Raw genomic sequence first — 24,054 nt, 5'->3', positions numbered from 1 at the left:
CGGAGGAGGGGCGATGGACCGGCGAGACATCTTGAGACTCGGCGCCGTCGCGGGCGCGGCGGGAGCCCTTACGCTCGGCCCCGTGAGCTTCGCAGGCGCCGAGGGGCGCGCGGGTGGACAGGGCGGACCGGGTGGACCGGACGGACCGGCGGACGAGAGCCGGACCGTCTCCGGCCATCTCCCGACCGGCGCGCCGGACTTCGTGTACGTCCCCGTGGAAGTCCCGCCCGGTGTCCGCGAGATCGCCGTCTCGTACACGTACGACAAGCCGCCCGTGCCCGAGGGCACCAATGGCAACGCCTGCGACATCGGCATCTTCGACCAGCGCGGCACGGAGCTGGGCGGTGCGGGCTTCCGCGGCTGGTCCGGCGGCGCGCGCACGGAGTTCTTCCTCCGCGCCGACGCCGCGACGCCCGGCTATCTCCCGGGGCCGATCCGGCCCGGCACGTGGCACATCGCCCTCGGTCCGTACACGGTCGCTCCTCAGGGCCTGCGGTACGAGATCACGGTCACCCTGCGGTACGGCGCCTCCGGCGAGACGCCGAAGCCGGTGTACCCACCGCAGCGCGCCAAAGGCCGCGGCCGGGCCTGGTACAGAGGCGACAACCACCTCCACAGCATCCACTCCGACGGCAGGCGCACCCCTGCCGAGATCGCCGCGCTCGCCCGCGCCGCGGGGCTGGACTTCCTCACCACCACCGAGCACAACACCACCTCCGCGCACGGCGCGTGGGAGGGCCTGTGGGGAGACGACCTGCTCATCCTCACCGGCGAGGAGATCACTACGCGCAACGGCCATGTCGTCGCGATGGGCACCGACCCGGGCGTCTTCCTGGACTGGCGGTACCGCGCCCGGGACAACGCCTTCGGGAAGTACGCCCGCGCCGTCCGCCGGGCCGGCGGCCTGGTCATCCCGGCCCATCCGCACGCCACGTGCATCGGCTGCAACTGGAAGTTCGGGCTGAACGAGGCCGACGCAGTGGAGGTGTGGAACGGCCCGTACACCCCCGATGACGAGGTAACCCTCGCCGAGTGGGACAACACGCTGGTCGCGCACGCCCAGGGCCGCGGCGCCTGGCTCCCGGCCGTCGGCCACAGCGACGCCCACCGCGACCCGGACGTCGTGGGCCTGCCGCAGACCGTCGTCCTCGCCGACGACCTCTCCCGCGAGGCGATCCTGGCGGGCATACGGGCCGGCCGCGTCTGGATCGCCGAGTCGGCCCGGGTCGGCCTCGCCTTCTCCGTCACCGGCGAGCGCGGCGCCCATGCCGGCATCGGCGAACGCCTCCGCGTGGGCCGTACGTCGCGGGTGACCGCCCGTCTGGAGGTCACCGGCGCCCCGGGCTGCACGGTCTCCCTCGTCACGGACCAGGGCACGCGGCACACCGCACCGCTGCCGCCCTCCGGCTCCGGCACGCTCACCTGGCAGACCACGCCCGACAACGCCGCCTACATACGCGCGGAGGTCCGTCACCCAGCCACGAATCGGGCCCTCCCGGGCCCGATGGCAGCCATGACCAATCCGGTGTTCTTGGGGGACGACTGAGGAGCGCTCGACAAACGGGAGGGGGAGGGGTGGGGGGGGAGGCCCCCCGGGGGCGGCGGGGAGAAGGGAGGCCCCACCCGGCGTGGCAGGGAGGGGAGGCCCCACCCGGCGTGGCGGGGAAAGCCCCCAGCCCCCCAGCCCCCCAGCCTCACAGCCCCCCAGCCTCAGTCCTCCACCACCAGCGCCGGAGTACTCCGAGTAAGGACCTCGCCCCGGAAGAACGCCGGGCTGCGGCGTTGCATGATCAGCATGATGACCAGGCCGAGGGCGAGGAGGCCGACGCCGATGACGAAGACCGAGCCGATGCCGTAGACGGAGCTGCCGGTGCCGTAGGCCGGGTCCCAGATGTCGATGAGGGTCTTCACGAAGACGCCGGTCAGGAGCAGGCCGCCGAGGAACGGGAAGATGCCCTTGAAGATCAGGTCGCGGGCGGAGTTGCGCAGCTCGGCGCGGAAGTACCAGGCGCAGGCGAAGGCCGTGATCGCGTAGTAGAAGCAGATCATGAGGCCGAGCGCGTAGATCGTGTCGACGAGGACGTTCTCGCTGAGGAAGGTCATCACGGCGTAGAAGAGGCCGGTGGCGATGCCCGCCGCGATGGTGGCCTTGCCCGGCGACTGGAAGCGCGGGTGGACCCGGGCGAAGGAGGCGGGCAGCGCCTCGTACGTGGACATCGCCAGGACTGTGCGGGCGACCGGGATGAACGTGGTCTGCAGGGAGGCGGCGGCCGAGGCGAGCACGGCGACGAAGAGCAGCACGCCGAGGGCGGAGCCCATGACCGGCCCGGCGAGGGCGGCGAAGACGTTGTCCGAGGTGTCGGGGTTGCCCAGGCCCAGGCCCTTGGTGCCGACGCCGGAGAACATCTGCGCGGCCACCGCGGTGGTCAGGTAGGAGCCGATGAGCACGACCATGGCCAGCATCGCGGCGCGGCCGGGGGTCTTCTCGCTGCCGGAGGTCTCCTCGTTCACGGTGAGGCAGGTGTCCCAGCCCCAGAACATGAAGATCGAGAGGGAGAGCCCCGCGGTGAAGGACGCGAAGGACTTCACCTCGAAGGGGTTCATCCAGGACCACTGGAAGTCGATGGAGCCGGCGAAGTCGCCGGTCCGGGCCTTCACGATCGCCATCGCGACGAAGACGACGAGCACGGCGAGCTGCAGGCCCACCAGGGCGTACTGCAGGCCCTTGGTGGTGGTCACGCCGCGGTAGCTGATCGCGGTGGCGATGGCGACGAAGGCCAGGCAGGTCAGGACGTGGACGGGCTTGTTGCCGTCCAGCGCCGCTATGGATTCGCTGCCGGTGAGCTGTCCGAGGAGGAGATAGAAGAAGGAGGTGGCGACGCCGGCGAGGTTCGAGAGCACGATGATCGTCGCGATCACCAGGCCCCAGCCGCACATCCAGCCGATGCGGGGACCGAAGGCCTTCACCGTCCAGGTGAAGGAGGTACCGCAGTCCGGCACGGCCTTGTTGAGCTCGCGGTACGCGAACGCGACCAGCAGCATCGGCAGGAAGCCCGCGAGGAAGACGGCGGGCATCTGGAGGCCGACCTCACCCACGGTGGGCCCGAGGGTCGAGGTCAGACAGTAGACGGGTCCGACGGTGGACACACCGATGACGGCGCTGCCGAGCAGGCCTACGGAGTTACCGCTGAGGCCCTTGCTGCGAGTGCCGTCCGATGCGTCGCCATTGACGCCCGTCACCGTGTCTCCGGCCGGCGGCCGGGGGTCTACCTGAACCATGAACAGGACGTTAAGCCCTGCTGTATTCGTATCCGGATGATCGAACTCCGCAGCTTGAACCTTGCATGCGAAGGGAAACCGCCGTTAACACTCGCCAAATAGCAGGCACTGTGGCGCCGCCGTCACACAACAGCAAGGTCCAATAGTTGAGATCCGGATTACGGGAACCGCAGCCGTGTCCGTTTTGATGGGATTCAAAAATTTCCCTTGGCTGTCCGCTATCCGGACTGACGAGTCGTGAGCGAGGCGTCGCACGGGAGCCGCAGGCGAGTCCTCGTACGGCTCACCCCGGCCAGACGAGCGACTGGAGCTCGCTGTACGCGCGCAGGGCGTAGGAGCCGACGTCCCGGCCCACTCCGCTCTGTTTGAAGCCGCCGAAAGGGGCCTCCATGTTGCGGCCCACGGTGTTGATGCCGACGCCGCCCGCGCGCAGCCGGCCGGCGACCCGGAAGGCGCGGGCCACGTCGCCGGACCAGACGTAGTCGATCAGTCCGTACTCACTGTCGCCGGCGAGCGCGATGCCTTCCTCCTCGTCGTCGAAGGGGAGGACGGAGACGACCGGGCCGAAGATCTCCTCGCGGACGATGCGCATGTCGGGGGTGCAGTCGGCGAAGAGGGTGGGGGCGACGTACCAGCCGCGGTCGAGCCCCGGCCGCTCGCCGCCCGTGACCAGCCGGGCGCCTTCCTTGCGGCCGAGCGCGAGGTACGCCTCGACGCGGTCGCGGTGGGCCGCGGAGATGACCGGGCCGACGACCGTGTCCCTGGCGCGCGGGTCGCCGACCTTCAGGGCCCCGGCGTACCGCGCGAGCCCCTCGACCAGCCGCTCGTACACGCCCCGCTGGGCGAGCACCCGGGTGGGCGCGGTGCAGATCTGGCCGCTGTAGAAGGAGAAGGTGGTGCCGATGCCGGCCACGGCAGCCGGCAGGTCGGCGTCGTCGAAGACGAGGGCCGCGCCCTTGCCGCCCAGCTCCATCAGCTGACGTTTCATGCCGCGGCCGCACGCCTCCGCGATGGCCCGGCCGACCGCCGTACTGCCGGTGAAGCTGACCATGTCCACGTCCGGCGCGTCGACCGCGGCCTCGCCCACCTCGGGGCGCGCGCCGGTCACCACGTTCACCACGCCCGGCGGCGCCCCGGCCTCCGTCAGCGCCCCCTCCAGCGCCTCCGCCATCCGGAAGACAGACAGCGGGTCCTGCGGCGCGGGCTTGACGACGACGGTGTTGCCCATGGCGAGGGCGGGTGCGATCTTGCCCGCCGGGTTGGCCCAGGGGTTGTTGTAGGAGGTGATGCAGGTGACGACGCCGACCGGGCGGCGGACGGCGAGCGCGCCGAGTATGCCTGCCCTGCCCATCGGCCCGGCCTCGTTGATCTGCGGCGGCAGGGCCTCCTCGACGGGCTCCAGGGCGCCGCGCGCATACCGGTCGAAGCGGGCCGCGCCCACCGCGACCTGCATGCCGCGTGCGGTGGCGGTGGTGGCGCCGGACTCGGCGCGGGCCAGTTCGGCGTACGGCCCGGCGTGCGCCCGGATGATCTCCGCGGTACGGGCCAGAATGCGAGCCCGCTCTTCGGGGGCGGTGCGCGACCAGGGGCCGAACGCCTCGCGGGCCGCCGCGGCCGCCGCGTACACCTGTTCCCGGCTGGCCTCGGGGGCGAGCCCCACGACCTCCTCGGTGGCCGGGTCGATCACCTCGTAATGGCCCAGCTCGGGGGCCACCCACCGGCCCCCGATGAACAGCCGCTCCCCGCGCGTCCCAGGATGCTCGTCGCGCGTCACCGGGTACTCACCGTCTCCGTGTCCCGCCCCGAGCGCAGCACCGTGCCCGGTACGGCCCCGGTCGGCTCGCCGTCGCGCAGCGTCTGTATGCCGTTGACGCGCACGCTCACCACGCCCAGCGCGCGCGAGTCGAGCCGCGGGCTGTCGCCGGGCAGGTCGTGGACGAGGGTCGCGGGCCCGGCGTCGATGCGTTCGGGGTCGAAGAGGACCAGGTCGGCGTGGTACCCCTCGGCGATCCGGCCGCGGTCGCGCAGCCCGAAGAGGCGCGCCGGGTCGTCGGTGAGCATCTTCACGGCCCGCTCCAGGCCGACCAGCTTGCGGCCGCGCAGGCAGTCGCCGAGGAAGCGGGTGGTGTACGGCGCGCCGCACATCCGGTCCAGGTGGGCGCCCGCGTCGGACCCGCCGAGCAGCACGTCCTCGTGTTCCCAGGTCTCCCGGCGCAGCTCCCAGCTGGCCGGGTCGTTGTCGGGGGGCATGGGCCACAGGACGGTACGGAGGTCGTCGGCGGCGCAGATCTCGACGAGGCAGGTGAAGGGGTCCTGGCCGCGTTCGGCGGCGATGTCCCGCACCACGCGCCCGGTGAGGCCCTCGTTCTCCGCCGAGTAGGTGTCGCCGATGACGTACCGCCCGAAGTCCGCCAGCCGCCGGAAGACGCCCGCCTCCTTGCTCTGCGCGCGGCGGAGCATCTCGGCGCGTACGTCCGGGTCGCGGAGTTTCGCGATCCGCTCGGCCACCGGCAGTCCCAGGATCTCGCCCCAGCCGGGGATGAGGTTGAGGGCGCAGAAGGTGCCCAGGGACATGTTCATGGGGGTGAGGATGGGCATCGTGAGGGCGACGATCCGGCCGCCTTCCTTGCGGGCCCGTTCGCTGGCGAGGAGCTGGCGCGGTACGCGTTCCGGTACGGCGGCGTCGATGGTGAGGACGTTCCAGTTCAGCGGCCGTCCGGCGGCCGCGGACATGGCGACGAAGAGGTCGATCTCGGCGTCGGAGAAATGGTCGAGGCAGCCGGCGACGATGGCCTCCAGCTGGGTGCCTTCATGGTCGGCGACCGCGCGGGAGAGGGCGAGCAGTTCGTCGGGGCCCGCGTGCCGGGAGGCGACGGGCGCGCCGTCGCCGTCGGAGTGCGAGGAGGACTGGGTGGTGGACAGGCCCCAGGCGCCCGCGTCCATCGCCTCGTGGAAGAGCCGCAGCATCTCCTGGAGCTGTTCGGGGGTGGGCTGTCCGCCGATGGCGTCGGCGCCCATGACGTGGCGGCGCAGCGCGCAGTGCCCGACCATGAAGCCGGCGTTGACGGCGGTCCGTCCGTCCAGCGCATCGAGGTACTCGCCGAAGGTGTGCCAGTCCCAGGGCGCGCCCTCCTCCAGCGCGACCAGGGACATGCCCTCGACCTTGCTCATCATCCGCCGGGTGTAGTCGGCGTCCTCGGGGCGGTCGGGGTGCAGGGGCGCGAGGGTGAAGCCGCAGTTGCCGCCCACGACCGTCGTCACGCCGTGGTGCAGGGACGGGGTGGCGTACGGGTCCCAGAAGAGCTGCGCGTCGTAGTGCGTGTGCGGGTCGATGAAACCCGGTGCGAGGACGAGTCCTTCGGCGTCCTCTGTCGTACGTGCCGGTTCGGCGACCGCGCCCGGCTCGGCGAGTACGGCGATCCGGCCGTCCCGGATGCCGACGTCCGCGGCATACGAGGGTGCGCCCGTGCCGTCCACGACGGTCGCGCCCTTGATCAGGTGGTCGAGCATGGTGCCGGTACTCCTCTCAGAGACGGATCAGAGACGGGCTCGTCGGATCGGGGACGGGCTCGTCAGCCGGCCGCCCGGCGGAAGCGCGTGGTGCGGTGCACCGGGTCCGTGTCGATCTTCGGGATGACGTGCTCGCCGATCAGCTTGATCGTGTTCTTCGTGTCCTCGGGCGAGATCCCGATGGGCAGCCCGAACGACAGCTGGTCGGCGCCCGCCTGCTCCCAGCGCTTGCACTGCCGCAGCACCTCGTCCGGGTCGCCGCAGATCATCAGCTCCTCGGCGATCAGCAGCTCGATGAGCTCCTCGGTGTACTCGGGGAGCAGCTCGGGCCACTCGGGTATGCCCTCGGGCCGCGGGAAGGTGTCGTGGTAGCGGAAGAGGAGGGACTGGAGGTAGTTGAGGCCGCCGCTCACGGCGATCTCGACGGCCTTCTTGTGCGTCTCCGCGCAGATGGCCGTCGACGTCACCATCACGTTGTCGTTGACGAACGCGCCGACCGGCTCGGCGTCCTTGATCGCCGACTTGTAGGACTCCAGGACCCACTCCATGTCGGAGACCTTCTGCACGCTGAAGCCGAGGACGCCGAGGCCCTTCTTGGCGGCCATCGCGTACGAGGAGGGGGAGCCCGCGGCGTACCACATGGGCGGGTGGCCCTTCCCGTACGGCTTGGGCAGGACCTTGCGGGGCGGCAGTTCCCAGTGCTTGCCCTTGAAGCCCACGTACTCGTCCTGGAGCCACATCTTGGGGAACTCCGCGATGGTCTCTTCCCAGAGCTCCTTGGTGTGGTTCATGTCGGTGACGCCCGGCATGAAGCCCAGGATCTCGTGGCTGCCCGCGCCGCGCCCGGAGCCGAACTCGAAGCGCCCGCCGGAGAGGTGGTCGAGCATGGCGACCTTCTCGGCGACCTTGACGGGGTGGTTGACCGGGGCGAGCGGGTTGAAGATGCCGGAGCCGAGGTGGATGCGCTCGGTGGCGTGCGCGAGGTAGCCGAGGAAGACGTCGTTGGCGGAGAGGTGGGAGTACTCCTCCAGGAAGTGGTGTTCGGAGGCCCAGGCGTACTTGAAGCCGGAGCGGTCCGCCTGGATGACGTACTCGGTCTCCTCGATCAGCGCCTTGTGCTCCGCCTCGGGGTCGGCCTTGGCGCGTGCCGCCGGGACGTATCCCTGTACAAAGAGCCCGAATTCCAAGGGGGTTCACCATCCCAATTTTTCTGACGTACCGTCAGATTCGAATGCGATCGACTGTCCCAGTAGCCACCAGGGCCGTCAATAGCTGACGCCCCATCAGAAAAAGCCGACGCCCGCCAGCCACCCGCCGTCCACGACGAACGGCTGCCCCGTGATGTACGAGGAGTCCGCGCAGGACAGGAAGAGCGCCAGGGCCGCGACCTCCTCGGGCCGGCCGGCCCGCCCCAGCGGTACGAGCTTCCGGTAGAGCTCGTCCACCGCCTGCTGGGACGCGGCCGGGTCGGCCGCCGGGTCGAGCGCGGCCGGGTCGGTCATCGGGGTGTCCACGGCGCCCGGGCACACCGCGTTCACCCGGATGTCGCGGGGCGCCAGCTCCAGCGCCGCGACCCGGGTCAGCCCGAGCACGGCGTGCTTGCTCGCGGCGTAGGCGCCGACGAGTGCCATGCCGGTGAGGCCGGTGTACGAGGCGGTGTTGACGATCGTGCCGCCGCCGGCCGCCGCGATCTCCGGCGCGACGGTACGTATCCCGAGGAAGCAGCCGACCTGATTGACCTGGACGACCTGCTGGAACTCGTCGAGCGGTGTGGAGACCAGCTCGTTGAAGCGGAGGATGCCGGCGTTGTTGACCAGCCCGTCGATCCCGCCGAAGGCGTCCTTGGCGGCGGCCACGGCGGCCGTCCAGTCCTCCTCCCGGGCCACGTCCAGGTGCACGTACCGCGCGGTGTCCTTGCCCAGCTCGTCCGCCAGCGCCCGCCCCTGCTCGTCCAGTACGTCGCCGAGGACGACCCGGGCGCCCTCGGCCGCGAACAGCCGCGCCTCCTGCTCGCCCTGTCCGCGTGCGGCGCCGGTGATCACCACGACCCGCCCGTCGAGCTTGCCCATGCGTGCACTCCTCGGTACGCGTCGGTACGTCTCGGTACGCCTCGGTCGGGTCAACTGGTGAGCAGCGGGGCGACGTCCGCCCCGAAGGCCGCCATCTGGTCCGTGAGTTCCGCGCGGCTGCGGCTGCGGAAGCGGACCTGGATCTGGTGTACGCCGATGGCCGCGTACTCCCGCAGCGAGTCGGCGATGCGGTCGGGGGAACCGGTGAGCGTCCACTTGCCGGTGTCCCAGCCGGGCTCGCCGACGTACAGCGGCTCGGCGATGGCGCCGATCACCAGCGGCTCGCGCACGCCCGCCTTCTCGCGCAGCGCCCGCAGCCTGGCGATCTGCCCGGGCAGCCGGTCCCTGCGGTCGCCCTGCGGGAGCCAGCCGTCGCCCCGCTCGGCGGCGCGGCGCACGGCGGCGGGCGAGGAGCCTCCGACCCAGAGCGGCGGGCGCGGCGTCTGTACGGGCCGCGGGGCCTGGCCCAGCCCCTCGAAGGAGAACCGTTCCCCCGCGAAAGACGGGAACTCCTCCGGCCCCAGGGCCGTTTTCAAGGCGTCCACCGTCTCGTCCAGTACGGCCCCCCGCCGCTCGAAGTTCACCCCCAGCGCCTCGAACTCCTCCCGTACATGCCCGGCGCCGACCCCGAGGATCAGCCGCCCGCCGGACAGCGCGTCCAGCGTGGCGTACTGCTTCGCCGTGAGCAGCGGATGCCGCAGTCCGACCACGGCGACATGGCTCAGCAGCCGTACGTGCTCGGTCACGGCCGCGAGATGCGCGAGCGTGGCCACCGGGTCGTACCAGACCGTGCTCATCGCCCCGGCCAGCCGGCGCGGGATCGCGACGTGCTCGCAACAGGCCACGTACGCGAAGCCGTGCCGGTCGGCGGCCCTGGCGATCTCCACCAGGTCGCGCGGCCCGGCCCCCGCCTCCCAGGGCTCGGCGTAGAGGGTGCTCTGCGACTGGACGGGCAGCTGCATGCCGTACACGAGCCGGCCCGCCTCCGGCGCCCACACCATCAGGCGCCCGCCCCCGCCCACCGGCCGGCCGCCGTCAGCCCCAGCAGCTCGATCGCGTTGCCGCGGACGATCCGGTCGATCACGTCCGGGGCCAGGTGCCCCATCTGTGCCTCGCCGACCTCCTTGGACTTCGGCCAGGTGGAGTCGGAGTGCGGGTAGTCCGTCTCGTACAGGACGTTGCCCACCCCGATCGCGTCGAGGTTCTGCAGGCCGAACGCGTCGTCGAAGAAGCAGCCGTGGACGTGCTCGGCGAAGAGTTCGGAGGGCGGGCGGGTGACCTTGTCGGCGACGCCGCCCCAGGCGCGGTTCTCCTCCCAGACCACATCGGCGCGCTCCAGGATGTACGGGATCCACCCGATCTGACCCTCCGCGTACATGATCCGCAGGTTCGGGAAGCGGTCGAACTTGCCGCTCATGAGCCAGTCGGTCATCGAGAAGCAGCAGTTGGCGAAGGTGATCGTGGAGCCGACGGCGGGCGGCGCGTCCGCCGAGGTGGACGGCATCTTCGAGGACGAGCCGATGTGCATGGCGATGACCGTGCCGGTCTCGTCGCAGGCCCGCAGGAAGGGGTCCCAGTAGTCGGTGTGGATGCTGGGCAGGCCGAGGTGCGGCGGGATCTCGCTGAAGCAGACGGCGCGCACGCCGCGGGCCGCGTTGCGCCGCACTTCCTGGGCGGCGAGTTCGGCGTCCCACAGGGGGATGAGGGTGAGCGGTATGAGACGGCCGCGCGCCTCGGGGCCGCACCACTCCTCCACCATCCAGTCGTTGTACGCGCGCACCCCCAGCAGCCCCAGTTCACGGTCCTTGGCCTCGGTGAACGTCTGCCCGCAGAAGCGCGGGAAGGTGGGGAAGCACAGTGCCGACTGGACGTGGTTGACGTCCATGTCCGCCAGCCGCTCCGGGACGCTGTACGAACCGGGTCGCATCTGTTCGTACGTGATCCCCTCCAGCCTGATTTCGTCCCGGGAGCAGCCGACCGCGGTGTCCAGCCGGGTCAGCGGGCGGTGCAGGTCCTCGTAGATCCACCAGTCGGCGAGCGGGCCGTCGTCACCCGGCGCGCCCATCTTCGGGGCGAACTTTCCGCCCACGAAGGTCATCTCCTTCAGGGGCGCGCGCACCACGCGCGGCCCGGTGTCGTGGTACTTGGCGGGCAGCCGGTCCCGCCAGACGTGCGGCGGCTCCACCGTGTGGTCGTCCACCGAGATGATCCTGGGGAAGGGCTCCGCCGCGTCCGAGGCCGGGGCGCCCGACGGCTGCGTGGTCTCCGTGTCCATCGCCATGCGCCTTACCGTAGCGCCGATCTGACGGGTCGTCAGTAAAGCTGTCGGCAACAGCGTGAGCAACACAGAAACGGATGATTACCTTCCGGGGTCGCCCGTACTGGCCACCGGATCACAGGGGGAGGGATTGTGCACAGACCTGGCCCCTACTGACGCAGGGGCCGCCGACAAGGCAGACTGGCCGATGCGAACGAGATGCACAGGCAGGGGGACACCATGGACGAGAGTCCGGGGCAGGGGCCGCGGCAGCTCCGCTTCACCGTGCTCGGTCCCGTACGGGCCTGGCGGGACGGCACCCCGCTCGCGGCCGGCACCCCGCAGCAGCGCGCCCTGCTCGCCGCCCTGCTGCTGCGCGGCGGCCGCACCGCCACCGCCGCCGAACTGGTCGACGCCATCTGGGGCGACGAGCCCCCGCACGCCGCGCTCGCGGCCCTGCGGACCTACGCCTCCCGGCTGCGCAAGGCGCTCGGCGAGGACGCGGACGCGCTGGTCAGCGAGTCCAGCGGCTACGCCCTGCGGTCCGCCCGTCCGGACGCGCTCGACCTCGACCTGGATCGCGCCGAGGCCCTCGCGGCCGAGGCCGAGAAGGCCCGCGCGAGCGGCGACCGCTGCCGCGCCCGTGACCTGCTGGACGCCGCCCTCGTCCTGTGGAACGGCGAACCGCTGGCGAACGTTCCCGGCCCGTACGCGGAGAATCAGCGCACCCGCCTGGAGGAGTGGCGGCTCTCCCTCACCGAGACCCGCCTCGACCTCGACCTGGATCTCGGCAATCACGCCGAGGCGGTCTCCGAACTGACCGCCCTCACGGCCGCCCACCCCTTGCGTGAACGGCTCCGCGAGCTCCTCATGCTCGCGCTGTACCGCTCTGGACGGCAGGCCGAGGCGCTGGCCGTCTATGCCGATACCCGCCGTCTGCTCGACGCCGAGCTGGGCGTCGAGCCCTGCGCCTCGCTCGCCGAGCTGCACCAGCGCATTCTGCAGGCCGACGCCGGGCTGGAGGCGCCGAGCCCGCCGCCGGAGGAGGAGCACGCCGGCGCGGGCACCACCGTTCTGCGCCCCCAGCAGCTCCCGGCCACCGTCGCGGACTTCACCGGGCGCGCCGCGTTCGTCGCGGAGCTCGGCCAGCAGCTCGCCACGGCCGAGGGCAGCGTCATGGCGGTCTCCGCGCTCACCGGCATCGGCGGCGTCGGCAAGACCACGCTGGCCGTCCATGTGGCGCACGCGGCGCGCGAGCACTTCCCCGACGGCCAGCTCTACGTCGACCTCCAGGGCGCGGGCCACACCCCCGCCGAGCCGGAGGCCGTGCTCGGCGCGTTCCTCCGCGCGCTCGGCACGCCGGACTCCTCCATCCCCGACGGCATGGAGGAGCGGGCCGCGCTGTACCGTTCCACGCTCGCCGGGCGCCGGGTGCTCGCGCTGCTGGACAACGCGCGGGACTCCGCCCAAGTACGGCCGCTGCTGCCCGGTACGGAGGGCTGCGCCGCGCTGATCACCAGCCGCGCCCGCATGATCGACCTGGCCGGCGCGCACCTCATCGACCTCGACGTGATGAGCCCCGAGGAAGCCCTCACCCTCTTCACGCGCATCGTCGGCGAGGAACGGGTCGGCGCCGAGCGCAAGGCCGCCATGGACGTCGTCGGCGCCTGCGGCTTCCTGCCGCTGGCCATCCGTATCGCCGCCTCCCGGCTCGCCTCGCGCCGCACGTGGACCGTGTCCGTACTGGCCCGCAAGCTCGCCGACGAGCGCCGCAGGCTGGACGAGCTGCGCGCCGGCGACCTGGCCGTGAAGGCCACCTTCGAGCTGGGGTACGGGCAGCTGGAGCCGGCGCAGGCCCGCGCGTTCCGGTTGCTGGGGCTGGCCGACGGGCCCGACATCTCGCTCGCGGCGGCCGCCGCGCTGCTGGACATGGACGTCGACGCGGCCGAAGAGCTGATCGAGTCGCTGGTCGACGCCTCGCTCCTGGAATCGGCGGCCCCCGGGCGCTACCGCTTCCACGACCTCGTACGCCTCTATGCCCGCGCGTGCGCCGAGCGCGACGAGCACCCGCCCTCCGAGCGCACCGCGGCCCTCTCCCGCCTGCTGGACTTCTACCTGGCCTCGGCGGCCCGCATGTACGCCCTGGAGCGTCCCGGCGACCGCCTCGTCGACCACATGGAGAACACCCGCTATCCGGGGCTGGAGTTCGAGGACCGCGCGGTGGCGCTGGAGTGGCTGTTCAGCGAGGCGGGCTGCCTGCTGGCCTGCGCCCAGCAGTCCACCGGCGCCGACACCGTGCGCCGCGCCGCCGACCTGCTGCTGCTCACCAAGGACCTGGCCGAGTCCGGCGCCGACGCGCGCCAGCACGACCAGGCCAATACGACGCTGCTCGCCGCCGCCCGCGCCCTCGGCGACCAGCACGCCGAGGCCCGTATCCACACCTCGCTCGCCTACATCCGCACTCTCGCCGGGCGGCTGGACGACGCCGACGAGCACGCCAAGTCGGCGATGCTCCTCGGCCTCGCGACGGACGACCCGATCTCTTCGTCCTACGCGCCCAACGACCGCGGCATCATCGCGGGCGCCCAGGGGCGGCACGCGGACGCCGAGGCGTACCTCAGCCAGGCGCTGATCGCGTTCCGCGACGACCGCAACCAGCAGTCCGAGGCGAGCGCGCTGTGCAACCTCTCGCGGGTCCATCTGGACACCGGCCGGGTGGACAGCGCCATCGGGCTGGCCGAGGAAGGCGTCGCGATCTACCGCAGAATCGGCGCCACCCGGCGGCTGGCCAACGGGATGTACGCGCTGGCGCTCGCCTTCACCGCGGCCGGGCGCCTGGAGGACGCGGCGCAGCAGCTGAATGCCGCGCTGACCATCTTCCAGGACAGTCGGCAGCCGTTCTGGGAGGGCATGACGTACTTCCGGCTGGCCGAGGTCGACCTCGCGGGCCAGCGCCCCGCGCGCGCCGCCAACTACGCCGAGCAGGCCCTGACCGCGCTGCGCGGCGTCGGCGGCGAGCTCTGGCGCGCCAACGCGCTGACCACGCTGGGGCGTGCGCTGAGCCAGGTCGGGCACACCGGACGGGCCCGGGTCTGCTGGCAGGAGGCGCTGTCCAGTTACGAGCGGCTCGGGGCGGCGGAGAGCGCCCAGGTACAGCAGCTGCTGACGCCGGCCGCGGTCGCCTGACCAGCCGTCACCGGGAGCCGACGAGGCCGTCACCGGTCGCTCGGCGACGTCATCGCCGCAGGTCGGCGAGGTAATCGTCGCCGTTTATCGATCGTTCATCGCGGCGCGTCACTCTTCTACGTACCGAACCGCCGCCTCGGGGGGCAAGCGGCTCGGTGCGGCCCCACCGTAATGGTGTTCGGCCTGGTCCACGCGTCCGGCGACCCACGGGGGAGTCGCCGGGCGGTGGACCGCAAGCGCCCACACACGGGAGTTGATCACTGTGAGCACCGAGAAGAAGGTTCCGCGGACCGACGACCAGGACATCATCAAGCCGCTCGACAGCCACCGGCCGATCATCGGCGACGAGATCGTCACCATGGACAGCCACCGGCCCGTCATCGGCGACGAGGTCCTGGCCGCGCAGGAGGGCCAGCGGCCGGTTGCCGGTGACGGCACGATGGCGCCGCAGGACAGCCACCGGCCGATCGCCGAGCCGAAGCTGGAGCACTGAGCCGGCGCACGGTCCGCTGAGCCACACCCGGGGGATCGCAGGGGCCGGCTTCGATGGCACGGAGGGGATGCCGTCGAAGCCGGTCCCTGCGGCGTGTCCGGGGAACGGGTCCGAGGATGGGGCCGGTCGGGAACGGTGGGACGCAGGTAGCTGACGGGCCGTCAGCTTCGCTGCTACAGTCGCGCCACATCCCGTTCCGTTCCGTCCCGCCCATTGCCGGGAGGCGCGCCGTGTATGAGTCCGGTCGGATACGTACGCTCTGGGAGCTGGTCGAGTACCGGGCCGCCGCGTCGGCGGACGCGGTCATGTTCTACGAACCGGACGGGCGGACCGTCACCTTCGGGGAGGCGCGCGAGCGGGCGCTGCGCGCGGCGGCAGGCTTCCGGGAGCTGGGTATCGGCGCCGGTACGCGGGTCGCGTGGCAGCTGCCGACCCGGGTCGGCACGGTGCTCGCCTCGCTCGCCCTGGCCCGGCTGGGCGCTGTGCAGATACCGATCGTCCATCTGCACCGGGAGCGCGAGGTCGGGTACGTACTCGCCGCTTCGGAGGCGGAGTTCGTACTGGTACCGGGGGTGTGGCGGGAGGTCGACTTCACGGCGATGGCCCGCGAGGTGGCGCCGGACGGGACGCGGGTGGTCACCGTGGGCGGCGGGGCGGGGCTTCCGGACGGCGACCCGGCCACGCTTCCGGGCTTCCCCGCGGACGGGGAGCAGGGCGGCTGGATCTACTACACCTCCGGGACGACGGCCGCCCCGAAGGGCGTGCGGCACACGGACGCGTCGCTGATCGCGGGCGGCGTGGGCCTGGCGACCGCGCTGGAGATGTCGGCGGCGGACATCGGGTCGATCGCCTTCCCGTACGCACACATCGCCGGGCCCGACTACGTCATCGCGATGCTGGTGAGCGGCTTTCCCGCGGTGGTGCTGGAGACGTTCGCGCCGGGCGCGGCGGCGGACACGTACGCGCGGCTCGGCGTCACCATGGCGGGCGGCAGCACCGCCTTCTACCAGGCGTTCCTGGAGGAGTCGCGGCGGCGCGCACACGGCGGGAAGCTGATCCCCTCGCTGCGGCTGCTGTCCGGCGGGGGCGCGCCGCTGCCGCCCGAGCTGTACTTCGAAGCGGGGCGCGAGCTGGAGTGCGCGGTGCTGCACGGATACGGGATGACCGAGTGCCCGATGATCGCGATGGGCACCCCGTACGACACCGACGAGCAGCTGTCGCGGACGGTGGGGCGGCCGGTGGCCGGTGCGGAGGTGCGGATCGCCGGGCCGGACGGGCGGGCGCTGCCGGCCGGGGAGCCGGGCGAGGTGACCCTCAAGGGGCCGATGGTCTGCCAGGGGTACACGGACCCGGCGCTGAGGGCTGCTTCGTTCGATGCGGACGGCTGGTTCCACACCGGTGACCTGGGGTTTCTGCGCGCGGACGGGCACCTCGTGCTGACCGGGCGGCTGAAGGACATCATCATCCGCAAGGGCGAGAACATCTCGGCGCAGGAGGTCGAGGATCTGGTGCGGGAGCATCCGGCCGTGGCGGAGGCGGCGGTCATCGGACTGCCGGACCGGGAGCGGGGGGAGCGGGTGTGCGCGGTGGTCACGCTCGCGTCGCCCGGCGGACCGGCCCTCACGCTGCGGGAGTTGACGGACCACCTGCGGCAATCCGGGCTGATGACGCAGAAGTTGCCGGAGCAGCTGGAGATCACGGCCGAGCTGCCGCGCGGCGGACCGCTGGGCAAGGTACTGAAGGGGGCACTGCGGGAGCGGTACGAGAGCCGGGCGAGATAACTGAAGGGAATGCAGGGGTAGTTCACAATTGATGAACGACATTCCGGGTGTATCCGGCGCGAGCGCCGGCAAAGTGGAGTGATCTTGTCCACACGGAATGCGGCTTTCCCACTTGGGCGTGCGAAAGGTGGCTTCGTGGGTAACATCGCGGCGACGATCAGGTGTTCGTTCGCCGCCGCCAACCCACCCCCCACACAAGGACCTTGATGACTTCCATACCGGCGACACTGTTGTGGTGCCTGAGCGCGGGCACGGCCGCCGCGGTGGTGATGATCCTCTTTCTGGTCCGGGCCCGGCAGGGAACCCAGGCCCTGCGCCGGCATCTGGCCACGGCCGAGGCCCGCAGCGCCGCCGCCGAGCGCGGCCACGCCGAGCTCGCCGCCCAACTGCGTGCCACGGAGGACGAACTCCGCCATCTCGCCGAGGCCCGGCTGCCCGACCTCGCCACCTCGCTGGGCCACCCGCACGTCGCCGTGCGCGGGCTGCGCGACCCCCGCTTCACGGGTACCGACGTGGACCGTTCGCTGACCTCGGCGATGGACCAGCTCGCGCAGGCGGTCGCCAAGGAACGGACCCGGGTCGACGAGGCGGCGCAGGCCACGATGCGCGGCGCCACGACGACCATCCAGGCGCTGCTGTACCGGCTGCAGACGCTGCTCCAGGAGATGCAGCACCGGTACGACGACCAGGCCGTCGCCCAGGACCTGCTGCAGGCCGACTTCCTGAACGAGCAGGCGCTGCGCCGGGTGCAGACCACCGGCGTGGTCTGCGGCGCCTGGCCGGGACTGACCCGCGACGACTCGCACCTGGCCGACCTCGTCGTCGGCGCGATGTCGCGGCTGCGCGGGTACGAGCGCGTCCAGGTCAGCAATCTGCTGCGGGACCCGGTGGGCGTGGTCGCGCGCGCCGTCGAGCCGGTCGCCATCGCGCTCACCGAGCTGCTGGCCAACGCGCTGCACCACTCCCACCACGAACTGCCCGTCGTCGTCACGCTCCAGCAGGGCAATCGGGGCGCGTCCGTCATCGTCGACGACTACGGCATCGGCATGCACGCCGATGAGATCGCGCACGCGACGCGGCTGCTGGGCGGCGGGGAGCAGGTGCTGTTCACGGAGCTGGGCGACCCGCCGCGGTCCGGATTCGCCGCCGTCGGGCAGCTGGTGCGCCAGTACGGCTTCACGGTGCACGTCGAGTCCTCGCCGTACGGCGGCGTCCGGGCCGTCGTGTACATCCCGGGCGATCCGCTGCTGACGCTGCTGGACGAGACGGCGCAGCCGATGTCGGCCATGGCCCCGCTGCCGCCGCAGATGGTGCGGGCGCATTCGACGCCGCTGGGGGTGCCGGTGGGTTCGCCGGCCGCGCCGGCGGTCGGCTCGGTGCCGGTGGCGGGTTCAGCGGCCGCGCCGGTGGCGGGTGTGCCGGCCGCGCCGGTGGCGGGGCCGGGTGCGCCGGCCGCGCCGGTGGCCGAGGTCGCGCCGGAGCACGCGCCCGTTCGTATGCCCGAGCGCGAGACCGTTCGTACGCCGGAGTCCGCGCCCGCTCGTACGCCCGAGCCCGAGGCCGCGCGTACGCCGGAGTCCGAGACCGTTCGCACGCCGGAGTCCGCGCCCGATGCGGGGAGCACCGAGCACCTGCCGCGCCGCCGACGCCGTCGGCCCGCCACCGAGCCCGCGCCCGCCCTCCCCCGTACGGAACCCGTCGCCGAGCGCAGCCCGCAGGAGTCCGCCACCCGCTGGGCCGCCCTGCAGAGCGGCACCCTCTCCGGGCGGGCCGAAGCCTCCGGGCGGACCGAAGCCGAGTACCGAATTCCGCGCTCCGAAGGGAACGACCGAGCATGAGCACCCCCGTCCGCCGCCGCGTCACACAGGACCAGTCCTGGGTGCTGGCACCGCTGCTGGAGCTGCCGCACGTCCTGCACGCGGCCGTCATCTCCGGCGACGGCTTCATCGAAGGCTCCTCCCCCGGCCTCGCCCGCGAGGCCGCCGAGGGCGTGGCCGCGATGATGTCGGCGCTGCAGGGCGCGGGCCGCGCCGTGACCGCCGCGTTCACCGGCCAGGACGACGCCCGGCTGCGGCAGACCGTCGTGGAGTCGGCGGAGGGCTGGGTGATCGCCATCCCGGCCGGCGAGAACACCTGCCTCGCGGTCTTCGCCGGACCCGACGTCAACATGGGCGTGGTCTCCCACCAGATGCAGGTCCAGGTCGCCACGCTGGGCGCGAAGGCGATGGGCTCGCCGCCGCGGGAAGCGGGTTCTCCCGCATGACGCCCCGCCAGAGCAACCGGCGTCTCGTACCGGCCTATCTGGCGACCGGCGGCCGCGCCCGCCCCAGCCGCAACACCCTGGACCGGCTCACCGTCCTGTACGGCGCGACCGTCACCGCGCCCGCCGGGCTGCGCCCCGAGGCGCTCCGCGTCCTCGCGCTGCTGCGGCCGGGCGCGCTGACCGTCGCCGAGACCGCGTCCCACCTGCGACTGCCGGTCAGTGTCGTGAAGGTACTGGTCGCCGACCTCGTCGACGCCGGGCACCTGCACGCCCGTTCCCCCATCCCCGAAGCCGAGCAGATCGACCGGCAGATTCTGGAGAGGGTCCTCGATGGACTCCGTACTCTCAAGTCCTAGCGCGGCCGGCGGCACGCGCAGCGCCGCCGAGGGCGCCGACGCCGGCGCCAGGTACCTGTCCGGTACCGACCAGACCCTGGTGAAGCTGCTGGTCGCGGGGCCCTTCGGGGTCGGCAAGACCACGTTCATCCGGGCCCTGTCGGAGACCCCGCCGCTGCACACCGAAGAGGTGATGACGCAGACCGGCGCGCTCGTCGACGACCTCGCCGGGGTCCGCGAGAAGACCACGACCACCGTCGCCGTCGACTTCGGGCGGATCACGCTCGCGGGCGACCTCGTGCTGTACCTCTTCGGCACGCCCGGCCAGAAGCGGTTCCGGCCGCTGTGGCAGGACATCGCGCGCGGCGCGGTCGGCGCGCTGGTACTGGCCGACACCCGGCGGCTGGCCGACTCCTTCGAGGTCATGGACATCATCGAGGAGGCCGGGCTGCGCTACGCGGTGGCGGTCAACACCTTCCCCGACGCCCCCGACCACACCGTCGAGACCCTGCGCGACCACCTCGATCTGCACGAGGACACCCCGCTGGTGCTGTGCGACGCCCGCGACCGCGACCAGTCGCTCGACGCGCTGATCGCCCTCGTCCGGCACGTCCTGGACCACACGCCCATGGAGAACCCGTGACCTCCCCCCACCGGCCCGGGGCCATGCCGCCTCCGGGCTGCCCAGCCCATGCCCACGCGGCCGCCGAACCGGCCCCGCCGACGTCTGCTCCAGCGCCCCCGCACGCCTCCCCGCACGCCGCGCCCTATGCCGCGGCGCAGGACGCCGTGCGGCTGTACGGGCCCGACTTCGCGGCCGACCCGCACGGCATCTACGCCGAGCTGCGGCGGCAGGGGCCCGTCGCGCAGGTCGAGATCGCGCCGGGCGTGCCCGCGATGCTGGTCACCGACTACCGCGCCGCGCTGGAGCTGCTGCACGACGACGCCACCTGGTCCAAGGACTCCCGCCCCTGGATGCCGACCGTGCGCCCGGACTCGCAGGTCATGCCGATGCTCGCCTGGCGGCCCAATGTTTTCTTCAGCGACGGCGAGGCGCACGACCGCTACCGCAAGGTGATCACCGACAGCTTCGCCCTGCTCGAACCGTACGAGCTGCGCGGATACGTGCAGGGCGCGGCCGACACGCTGATCAGCCGGTTCGGCGCCGAGGGCCGGGCCGACCTGATCACCCAGTACGCGCGCGTGCTGCCGCTGATGATCTTCAACCGGGTCTTCGGGCTCCCCGACTCCTACAGCGACCGGCTGATCTCCGCCCTCGCCGGGATGCTGGAGGGCCGCAGCCCCGAAGAGGCCGCGCGGGCCAACGCGGAGTACGAGCGGTACGTCATGGAGCTGGTCGCCGCCAAGAAGGAGCGCCGCGGCCCCGACCTCACCTCCTGGTTCATGGACCACCCCGCCGGGCTCACCGACGAGGAACTGATTCACCAGATCGTCCTCACCATGGGCGCCGGGCACGAGCCGACGACCAACCTCATCGGCAACGCGCTCGCCCGCATGCTCTCCGACGACCGTTACTACAGCACCCTGTCCGGCGGCGCGCTCACCGCGCGCGACGCCATCAACGACGTGCTGTGGAACGACCCGCCGCTCGGCAACTACTCCGCGCACTTCCCCCGCCGGGACGTCTTCTTCCACGGCACCTGGATCCGCGCGGGCCAGCTCACGATGGTCTCGTACGCCGCGGCCAACGCACAGTTCGGCACCGTCCCGCTGGAGCAGCCCGGCGCGGGCGGCGGCGCGCACCTGTCCTGGGCCGCCGGACCGCACGCCTGCCCCGTACGCACCACCGCGCTGCTCATCGCGACCACCGCCATCGAGCGGCTCACCGCCTGGCTCTCCGACATCGAACTCACCGTGCCCTTCGATCAGCTGGAGTGGCGGGTCGGCGCCTTTCACCGCGCGCTGGCCGCGCTCCCGGCCCGCTTCACGCCCCTCACCCCCGATCAGGCAGGAGCCACCCCATGGGACAGCAGCCCGTCGCCATCGACCCGGCCGGCACCGACCTCCCCGGCGAGGCCGCCCGCCTCCGCGCGATAGGCCCCGCCGCGCTCGTCGAACTGCCCGGCGGCATACGGGCCTGGTCGATCGGCGGCCACGCCCTCCTCAAGCGGCTGCTGGCCGACGACCGGGTGAGCAAGGACCCCCGGCAGCACTGGCCCGCCTGGCAGAACGGCGAACACCACGACAGCTGGCTGCAGTCCTGGGTCGGCGTCACGAACATGTTCACCGCCTACGGCGCCGACCACCGCAGGCTGCGCAAGCTCGTGGCACCCGCCTTCACCGGGCGGCGCACCGAGGCGATGGCCCCGCGCGTCGAGCGGATCACCAAGGAGCTGCTGGCGGACCTGGACGCGGCGCCCGCCGGCGAGCCGGTCGATCTGATCTCTTCGTATGCGCACCCCCTTCCGATGCGGATGATCTGCGAACTCTTCGGCATCCCCGAGGAGTCCAGGGCCGAGGTGGGCCAGGTCATCGCCGAGGTCTTCGACACCACCGCCACCCCCGAGCAGGCGTCCGCCACCGCCGCGAAGATCACCGCCGTACTGGGCGACCTGATCGCCCTGAAGCGGCGGGAGCCCGGCGACGACATGACCAGCGTGCTGGTCTCCACCCGGGACGACGACGGCTCCCGCCTGGAGGAGCGGGAACTGCTCGACACCCTCCTGCTGGTGATCGGCGCCGGTTACGAGACGACCGTGAACCTCATCGGCAACGCCGTCCACGCCCTGCTCACCCACCCCGAGCAACGCGCCCTGCTGGCCTCCGGCCGGGCCGGCTGGGACGACGTCATCGAGGAGACGCTGCGCTGGGCGCCCAGCATCGCCAACCTGCCGCTGCGGTACGCCGTCGAGGACATTCCGCTGGCGGACGGCACGGTCATCCCCCAGGGCGACCCGATCCTCGCCGCCTACGCCGCGGCCGGCCGGGACCCCGAGCGGCACGGAGCGGACGCCGACTCCTTCGAGCTGCGCCGCGCCGACCGGGAGCACCTCGCCTTCGGGCACGGGGTGCACTTCTGTCTGGGCGCGCCGCTGGCCCGCATGGAGGCCCGCACCGCACTTCCGGCGCTCCTCGACCGCTTCCCCGACCTGCAGCTCGCCGCCTCCCCCGACACGCTGCAGGCCACCGGCTCGTTCATCGGCAACGGCGTCCAGTCGCTCCCGGTCCGCCTCAACGCCCGCTGAGCACCCGGAGCTTCCCCTTGAGGACCTTGCCACTGGCGTTCCGCGGCAGCTCGGGCAGGAACATCACCTCCCTTGGCACCTTGTAGTTGGCCATCTCCCGGCGCGACCAGACGAGCACTTCGTCCGCCGACACGGTCGCGCCGGGACGCCGCACCACGTACGCCCGGCCGACCTCGCCCAGCCGGGCGTCCGGTATCCCGATCACGGCGGCGTCGGCGATGTCCGGGTGGCACAGGAGCAGTTGCTCGATCTCGGCCGGATAGGCATTGAACCCGCCGACGATGAACATGTCCTTGATCCGGTCGGTGATCCGCAGATTGCCCGCCTCGTCCAGCACCCCCACGTCCCCCGTGCACAGCCAGCCGTCCGGGGTGACGGCGCGGGCGGTGCCCTCGGGGTCCTCGAAGTAGCCCGTCATGACGTGATAGCCGCGCACCCGTACCTCGCCGGGCCGCCCCGGGGCCACCGGGCGCCCCTCGGCGTCGACCACCGCCAGCTCCGTGCCCGGTATCGCCCGGCCCGACGTGCCGGCGATCACCTCGGGCGGATCGCCGCGCCGGCACATCGTGACCACCCCCGAGCTCTCCGACAGGCCGTACGCAGTCAGTACGGTGGCGATCCCCAGCTCCCCGCGCAGCCGCTCGACCAGCTGCAACGGCACCACCGCGGCCCCGGTCACCACCAGTCGCAGCGTCGAGAGGTCGTGCCGCCCGCGCGCGGGATGGTCCAGCAACTGCTGGTGCAGCGACGGCGGCCCCGGCAGTACGGTGATCCGCTCGGCGGCGATGTTGGCGAGCGCGGTGTCGGCGCTGAACACCGGCTGCGGGACCATCGTCGCGCCGCGCAGCAGGCAGGCCAGCACTCCTGCCTTGTAGCCGAAGGTGTGGAAGAACGGGTTGACGATCAGATAGCGGTCCCCCTCGCACAGCCCCGCCAGCTCGCTCCAGACGCCGTACGCACGCAGCGTCTGGGCGTGAGTGATCACGGCGCCCTTGGGCCGTCCCGTGGTGCCCGAGGTGAAGACGATGTCCGACGGGGCGTCGGGCGCCACGGCGTCCGCACGCTCCCGTACGGCCGCGGCCGGCACCCGGTCGCCCCCGTCCAGGAACTCCCGCCACGTACGGAAGCCGACGGGCGCGTCGTCGGCGAGCATCACCGCGTCCCGCAGGTCCGGCAGGCCCGGCAACGGGCCGCGCCCCGTGCCTTCCGCGGTGGCCCGGCGCAGCGAGGCGACGTACGACGTGCCGAGGAAGGTGCCGGTGACGAAGAGCAGCCGGGCGCGGGTGCGGCGCAGCACGTAGGCGGCCTCGGCGCCCTTGAAGCGAGTGTTGACCGGCACCAGGACCGCGCCCGCCGACACCGCGCCGAGCGCGGCGACGATCCAGTCCGCGGTGTTCGGCGCCCAGACCGCCACCCGGTCGCCGGGCGCGACGCCGGCGGCGATACAGGCCGCGGCCGCGCGCTCGACCCGCGCCCCGAGCTCTTCGAACGAGACACGGTCCCGCCCCTCGACCACGGCCTCACGCCCCCCGTACCGAGCGGCGGCCGCTCGCACCAGCCGCGGAATGGTCCCGAACTCGAGGTCGGCCCGCGGATCCGCCGGTCCGTCCGGACCCCCGAGCTCCCCCGGGGCGCCGCTGCCCTCCCCGCCCCTCTGCCGCCGCACCTCGCCGGG

At 72.4% G+C, this 24,054-nt stretch carries 18 protein-coding genes; 10 read left to right on the top strand and 8 right to left on the bottom strand.

All coding sequences use genetic code 11. From position 1 onward, the window contains the following. The first annotated feature begins 13 nt into the window (after positions 1-13). On the top strand, positions 14-1,546 hold the full coding sequence (locus AB0I82_RS26550) for a CehA/McbA family metallohydrolase (protein WP_363259843.1): 1,533 nt from the start codon (positions 14-16) through the stop codon (positions 1,544-1,546). A 164-nt stretch (positions 1,547-1,710) separates the two neighbouring features. Here AB0I82_RS26550 and AB0I82_RS26545 read toward each other — a convergent pair whose 3' ends face one another. From AB0I82_RS26545 to AB0I82_RS26515, 7 genes are all read right to left on the bottom strand, one after another. Further along, on the bottom strand, positions 1,711-3,279 hold the full coding sequence (locus AB0I82_RS26545; protein WP_363259842.1) for an APC family permease: 1,569 nt from the start codon (positions 3,277-3,279) through the stop codon (positions 1,711-1,713). A gap of 283 nt (positions 3,280-3,562) precedes the next feature. After that, positions 3,563-5,053: an aldehyde dehydrogenase family protein gene (locus AB0I82_RS26540; protein ID WP_363259841.1), complete on the bottom strand. Its 1,491-nt coding sequence runs from the start codon at positions 5,051-5,053 to the stop codon at positions 3,563-3,565. After that, on the bottom strand, positions 5,050-6,789 hold the full coding sequence (locus tag AB0I82_RS26535; RefSeq protein WP_363259840.1) for a D-aminoacylase: 1,740 nt from the start codon (positions 6,787-6,789) through the stop codon (positions 5,050-5,052). Before AB0I82_RS26535 ends, AB0I82_RS26540 begins: the two co-directional genes overlap by 4 nt. Before the next feature lie 62 nt (positions 6,790-6,851). Beyond that, complete coding sequence (locus tag AB0I82_RS26530; RefSeq protein WP_363259839.1) at positions 6,852-7,976, bottom strand: LLM class flavin-dependent oxidoreductase; 1,125 nt, start codon at positions 7,974-7,976, stop codon at positions 6,852-6,854. Between the two features lie 96 nt (positions 7,977-8,072). Next, positions 8,073-8,858 (bottom strand): glucose 1-dehydrogenase, encoded by a 786-nt coding sequence (locus AB0I82_RS26525; RefSeq protein ID WP_363259838.1) that lies wholly within the window; start codon positions 8,856-8,858, stop codon positions 8,073-8,075. 50 nt (positions 8,859-8,908) lie between these two features. After that, positions 8,909-9,859 (bottom strand): LLM class F420-dependent oxidoreductase, encoded by a 951-nt coding sequence (locus AB0I82_RS26520; RefSeq protein WP_363259837.1) that lies wholly within the window; start codon positions 9,857-9,859, stop codon positions 8,909-8,911. Then, positions 9,859-11,133, bottom strand: a complete 1,275-nt coding sequence (locus AB0I82_RS26515) for an amidohydrolase family protein (RefSeq protein WP_363260013.1) — start codon at positions 11,131-11,133, stop codon at positions 9,859-9,861. Before AB0I82_RS26515 ends, AB0I82_RS26520 begins: the two co-directional genes overlap by 1 nt. 222 nt (positions 11,134-11,355) lie before the next feature. On the opposite strand from AB0I82_RS26515, the gene AB0I82_RS26510 reads away from it, so the two are divergent. From AB0I82_RS26510 to AB0I82_RS26470, 9 genes are all read left to right on the top strand, one after another. Next, positions 11,356-14,301, top strand: coding sequence for a BTAD domain-containing putative transcriptional regulator (locus AB0I82_RS26510; RefSeq protein WP_363259836.1), 2,946 nt, complete (start codon positions 11,356-11,358; stop codon positions 14,299-14,301). Between the two features lie 262 nt (positions 14,302-14,563). After that, entirely contained in the window at positions 14,564-14,794 is a 231-nt protein-coding gene (locus AB0I82_RS26505; protein ID WP_363259835.1) for a hypothetical protein, read from the top strand. A 230-nt stretch (positions 14,795-15,024) separates the two neighbouring features. Then, positions 15,025-16,575: an AMP-binding protein gene (locus AB0I82_RS26500; RefSeq protein WP_363259834.1), complete on the top strand. Its 1,551-nt coding sequence runs from the start codon at positions 15,025-15,027 to the stop codon at positions 16,573-16,575. 206 nt (positions 16,576-16,781) lie between these two features. Then, positions 16,782-18,413, top strand: coding sequence for an ATP-binding protein (locus AB0I82_RS26495; protein ID WP_363259832.1), 1,632 nt, complete (start codon positions 16,782-16,784; stop codon positions 18,411-18,413). Then, a complete protein-coding gene (locus AB0I82_RS26490) occupies positions 18,410-18,838 on the top strand; it encodes a roadblock/LC7 domain-containing protein (protein ID WP_363259831.1) in 429 nt (142 codons plus the stop codon). The genes AB0I82_RS26495 and AB0I82_RS26490 overlap by 4 nt, the downstream gene beginning before the upstream one ends. Beyond that, the gene (locus tag AB0I82_RS26485) at positions 18,835-19,194 is read left to right on the top strand and encodes a DUF742 domain-containing protein (RefSeq protein WP_031051121.1); all 360 of its coding nucleotides are present in this window, start codon (positions 18,835-18,837) and stop codon (positions 19,192-19,194) included. The genes AB0I82_RS26490 and AB0I82_RS26485 overlap by 4 nt, the downstream gene beginning before the upstream one ends. Continuing rightward, the gene (locus AB0I82_RS26480; protein WP_363259830.1) at positions 19,169-19,816 is read left to right on the top strand and encodes an ATP/GTP-binding protein; all 648 of its coding nucleotides are present in this window, start codon (positions 19,169-19,171) and stop codon (positions 19,814-19,816) included. Before AB0I82_RS26485 ends, AB0I82_RS26480 begins: the two co-directional genes overlap by 26 nt. After that, on the top strand, positions 19,813-21,231 hold the full coding sequence (locus tag AB0I82_RS26475) for a cytochrome P450 (RefSeq protein WP_363259829.1): 1,419 nt from the start codon (positions 19,813-19,815) through the stop codon (positions 21,229-21,231). The genes AB0I82_RS26480 and AB0I82_RS26475 overlap by 4 nt, the downstream gene beginning before the upstream one ends. Beyond that, a complete protein-coding gene (locus AB0I82_RS26470; RefSeq protein ID WP_363259828.1) occupies positions 21,156-22,379 on the top strand; it encodes a cytochrome P450 in 1,224 nt (407 codons plus the stop codon). Before AB0I82_RS26475 ends, AB0I82_RS26470 begins: the two co-directional genes overlap by 76 nt. On the opposite strand, the gene AB0I82_RS26465 is transcribed toward AB0I82_RS26470, so the two are convergent. Continuing rightward, positions 22,366-23,946, bottom strand: a complete 1,581-nt coding sequence (locus AB0I82_RS26465; RefSeq protein WP_363260012.1) for a FadD3 family acyl-CoA ligase — start codon at positions 23,944-23,946, stop codon at positions 22,366-22,368. The two genes, AB0I82_RS26470 and AB0I82_RS26465, sit on opposite strands and share 14 nt — an antisense overlap. Positions 23,947-24,054 lie beyond the last annotated feature (108 nt).

This window comes from Streptomyces sp. NPDC050315, from assembly GCF_040655775.1.
GTDB lineage: Bacteria > Actinomycetota > Actinomycetes > Streptomycetales > Streptomycetaceae > Streptomyces.
The sequence above is the reverse complement of the archived record's forward strand: the minus strand, read 5'-3'. Positions and strand labels throughout refer to the sequence as shown.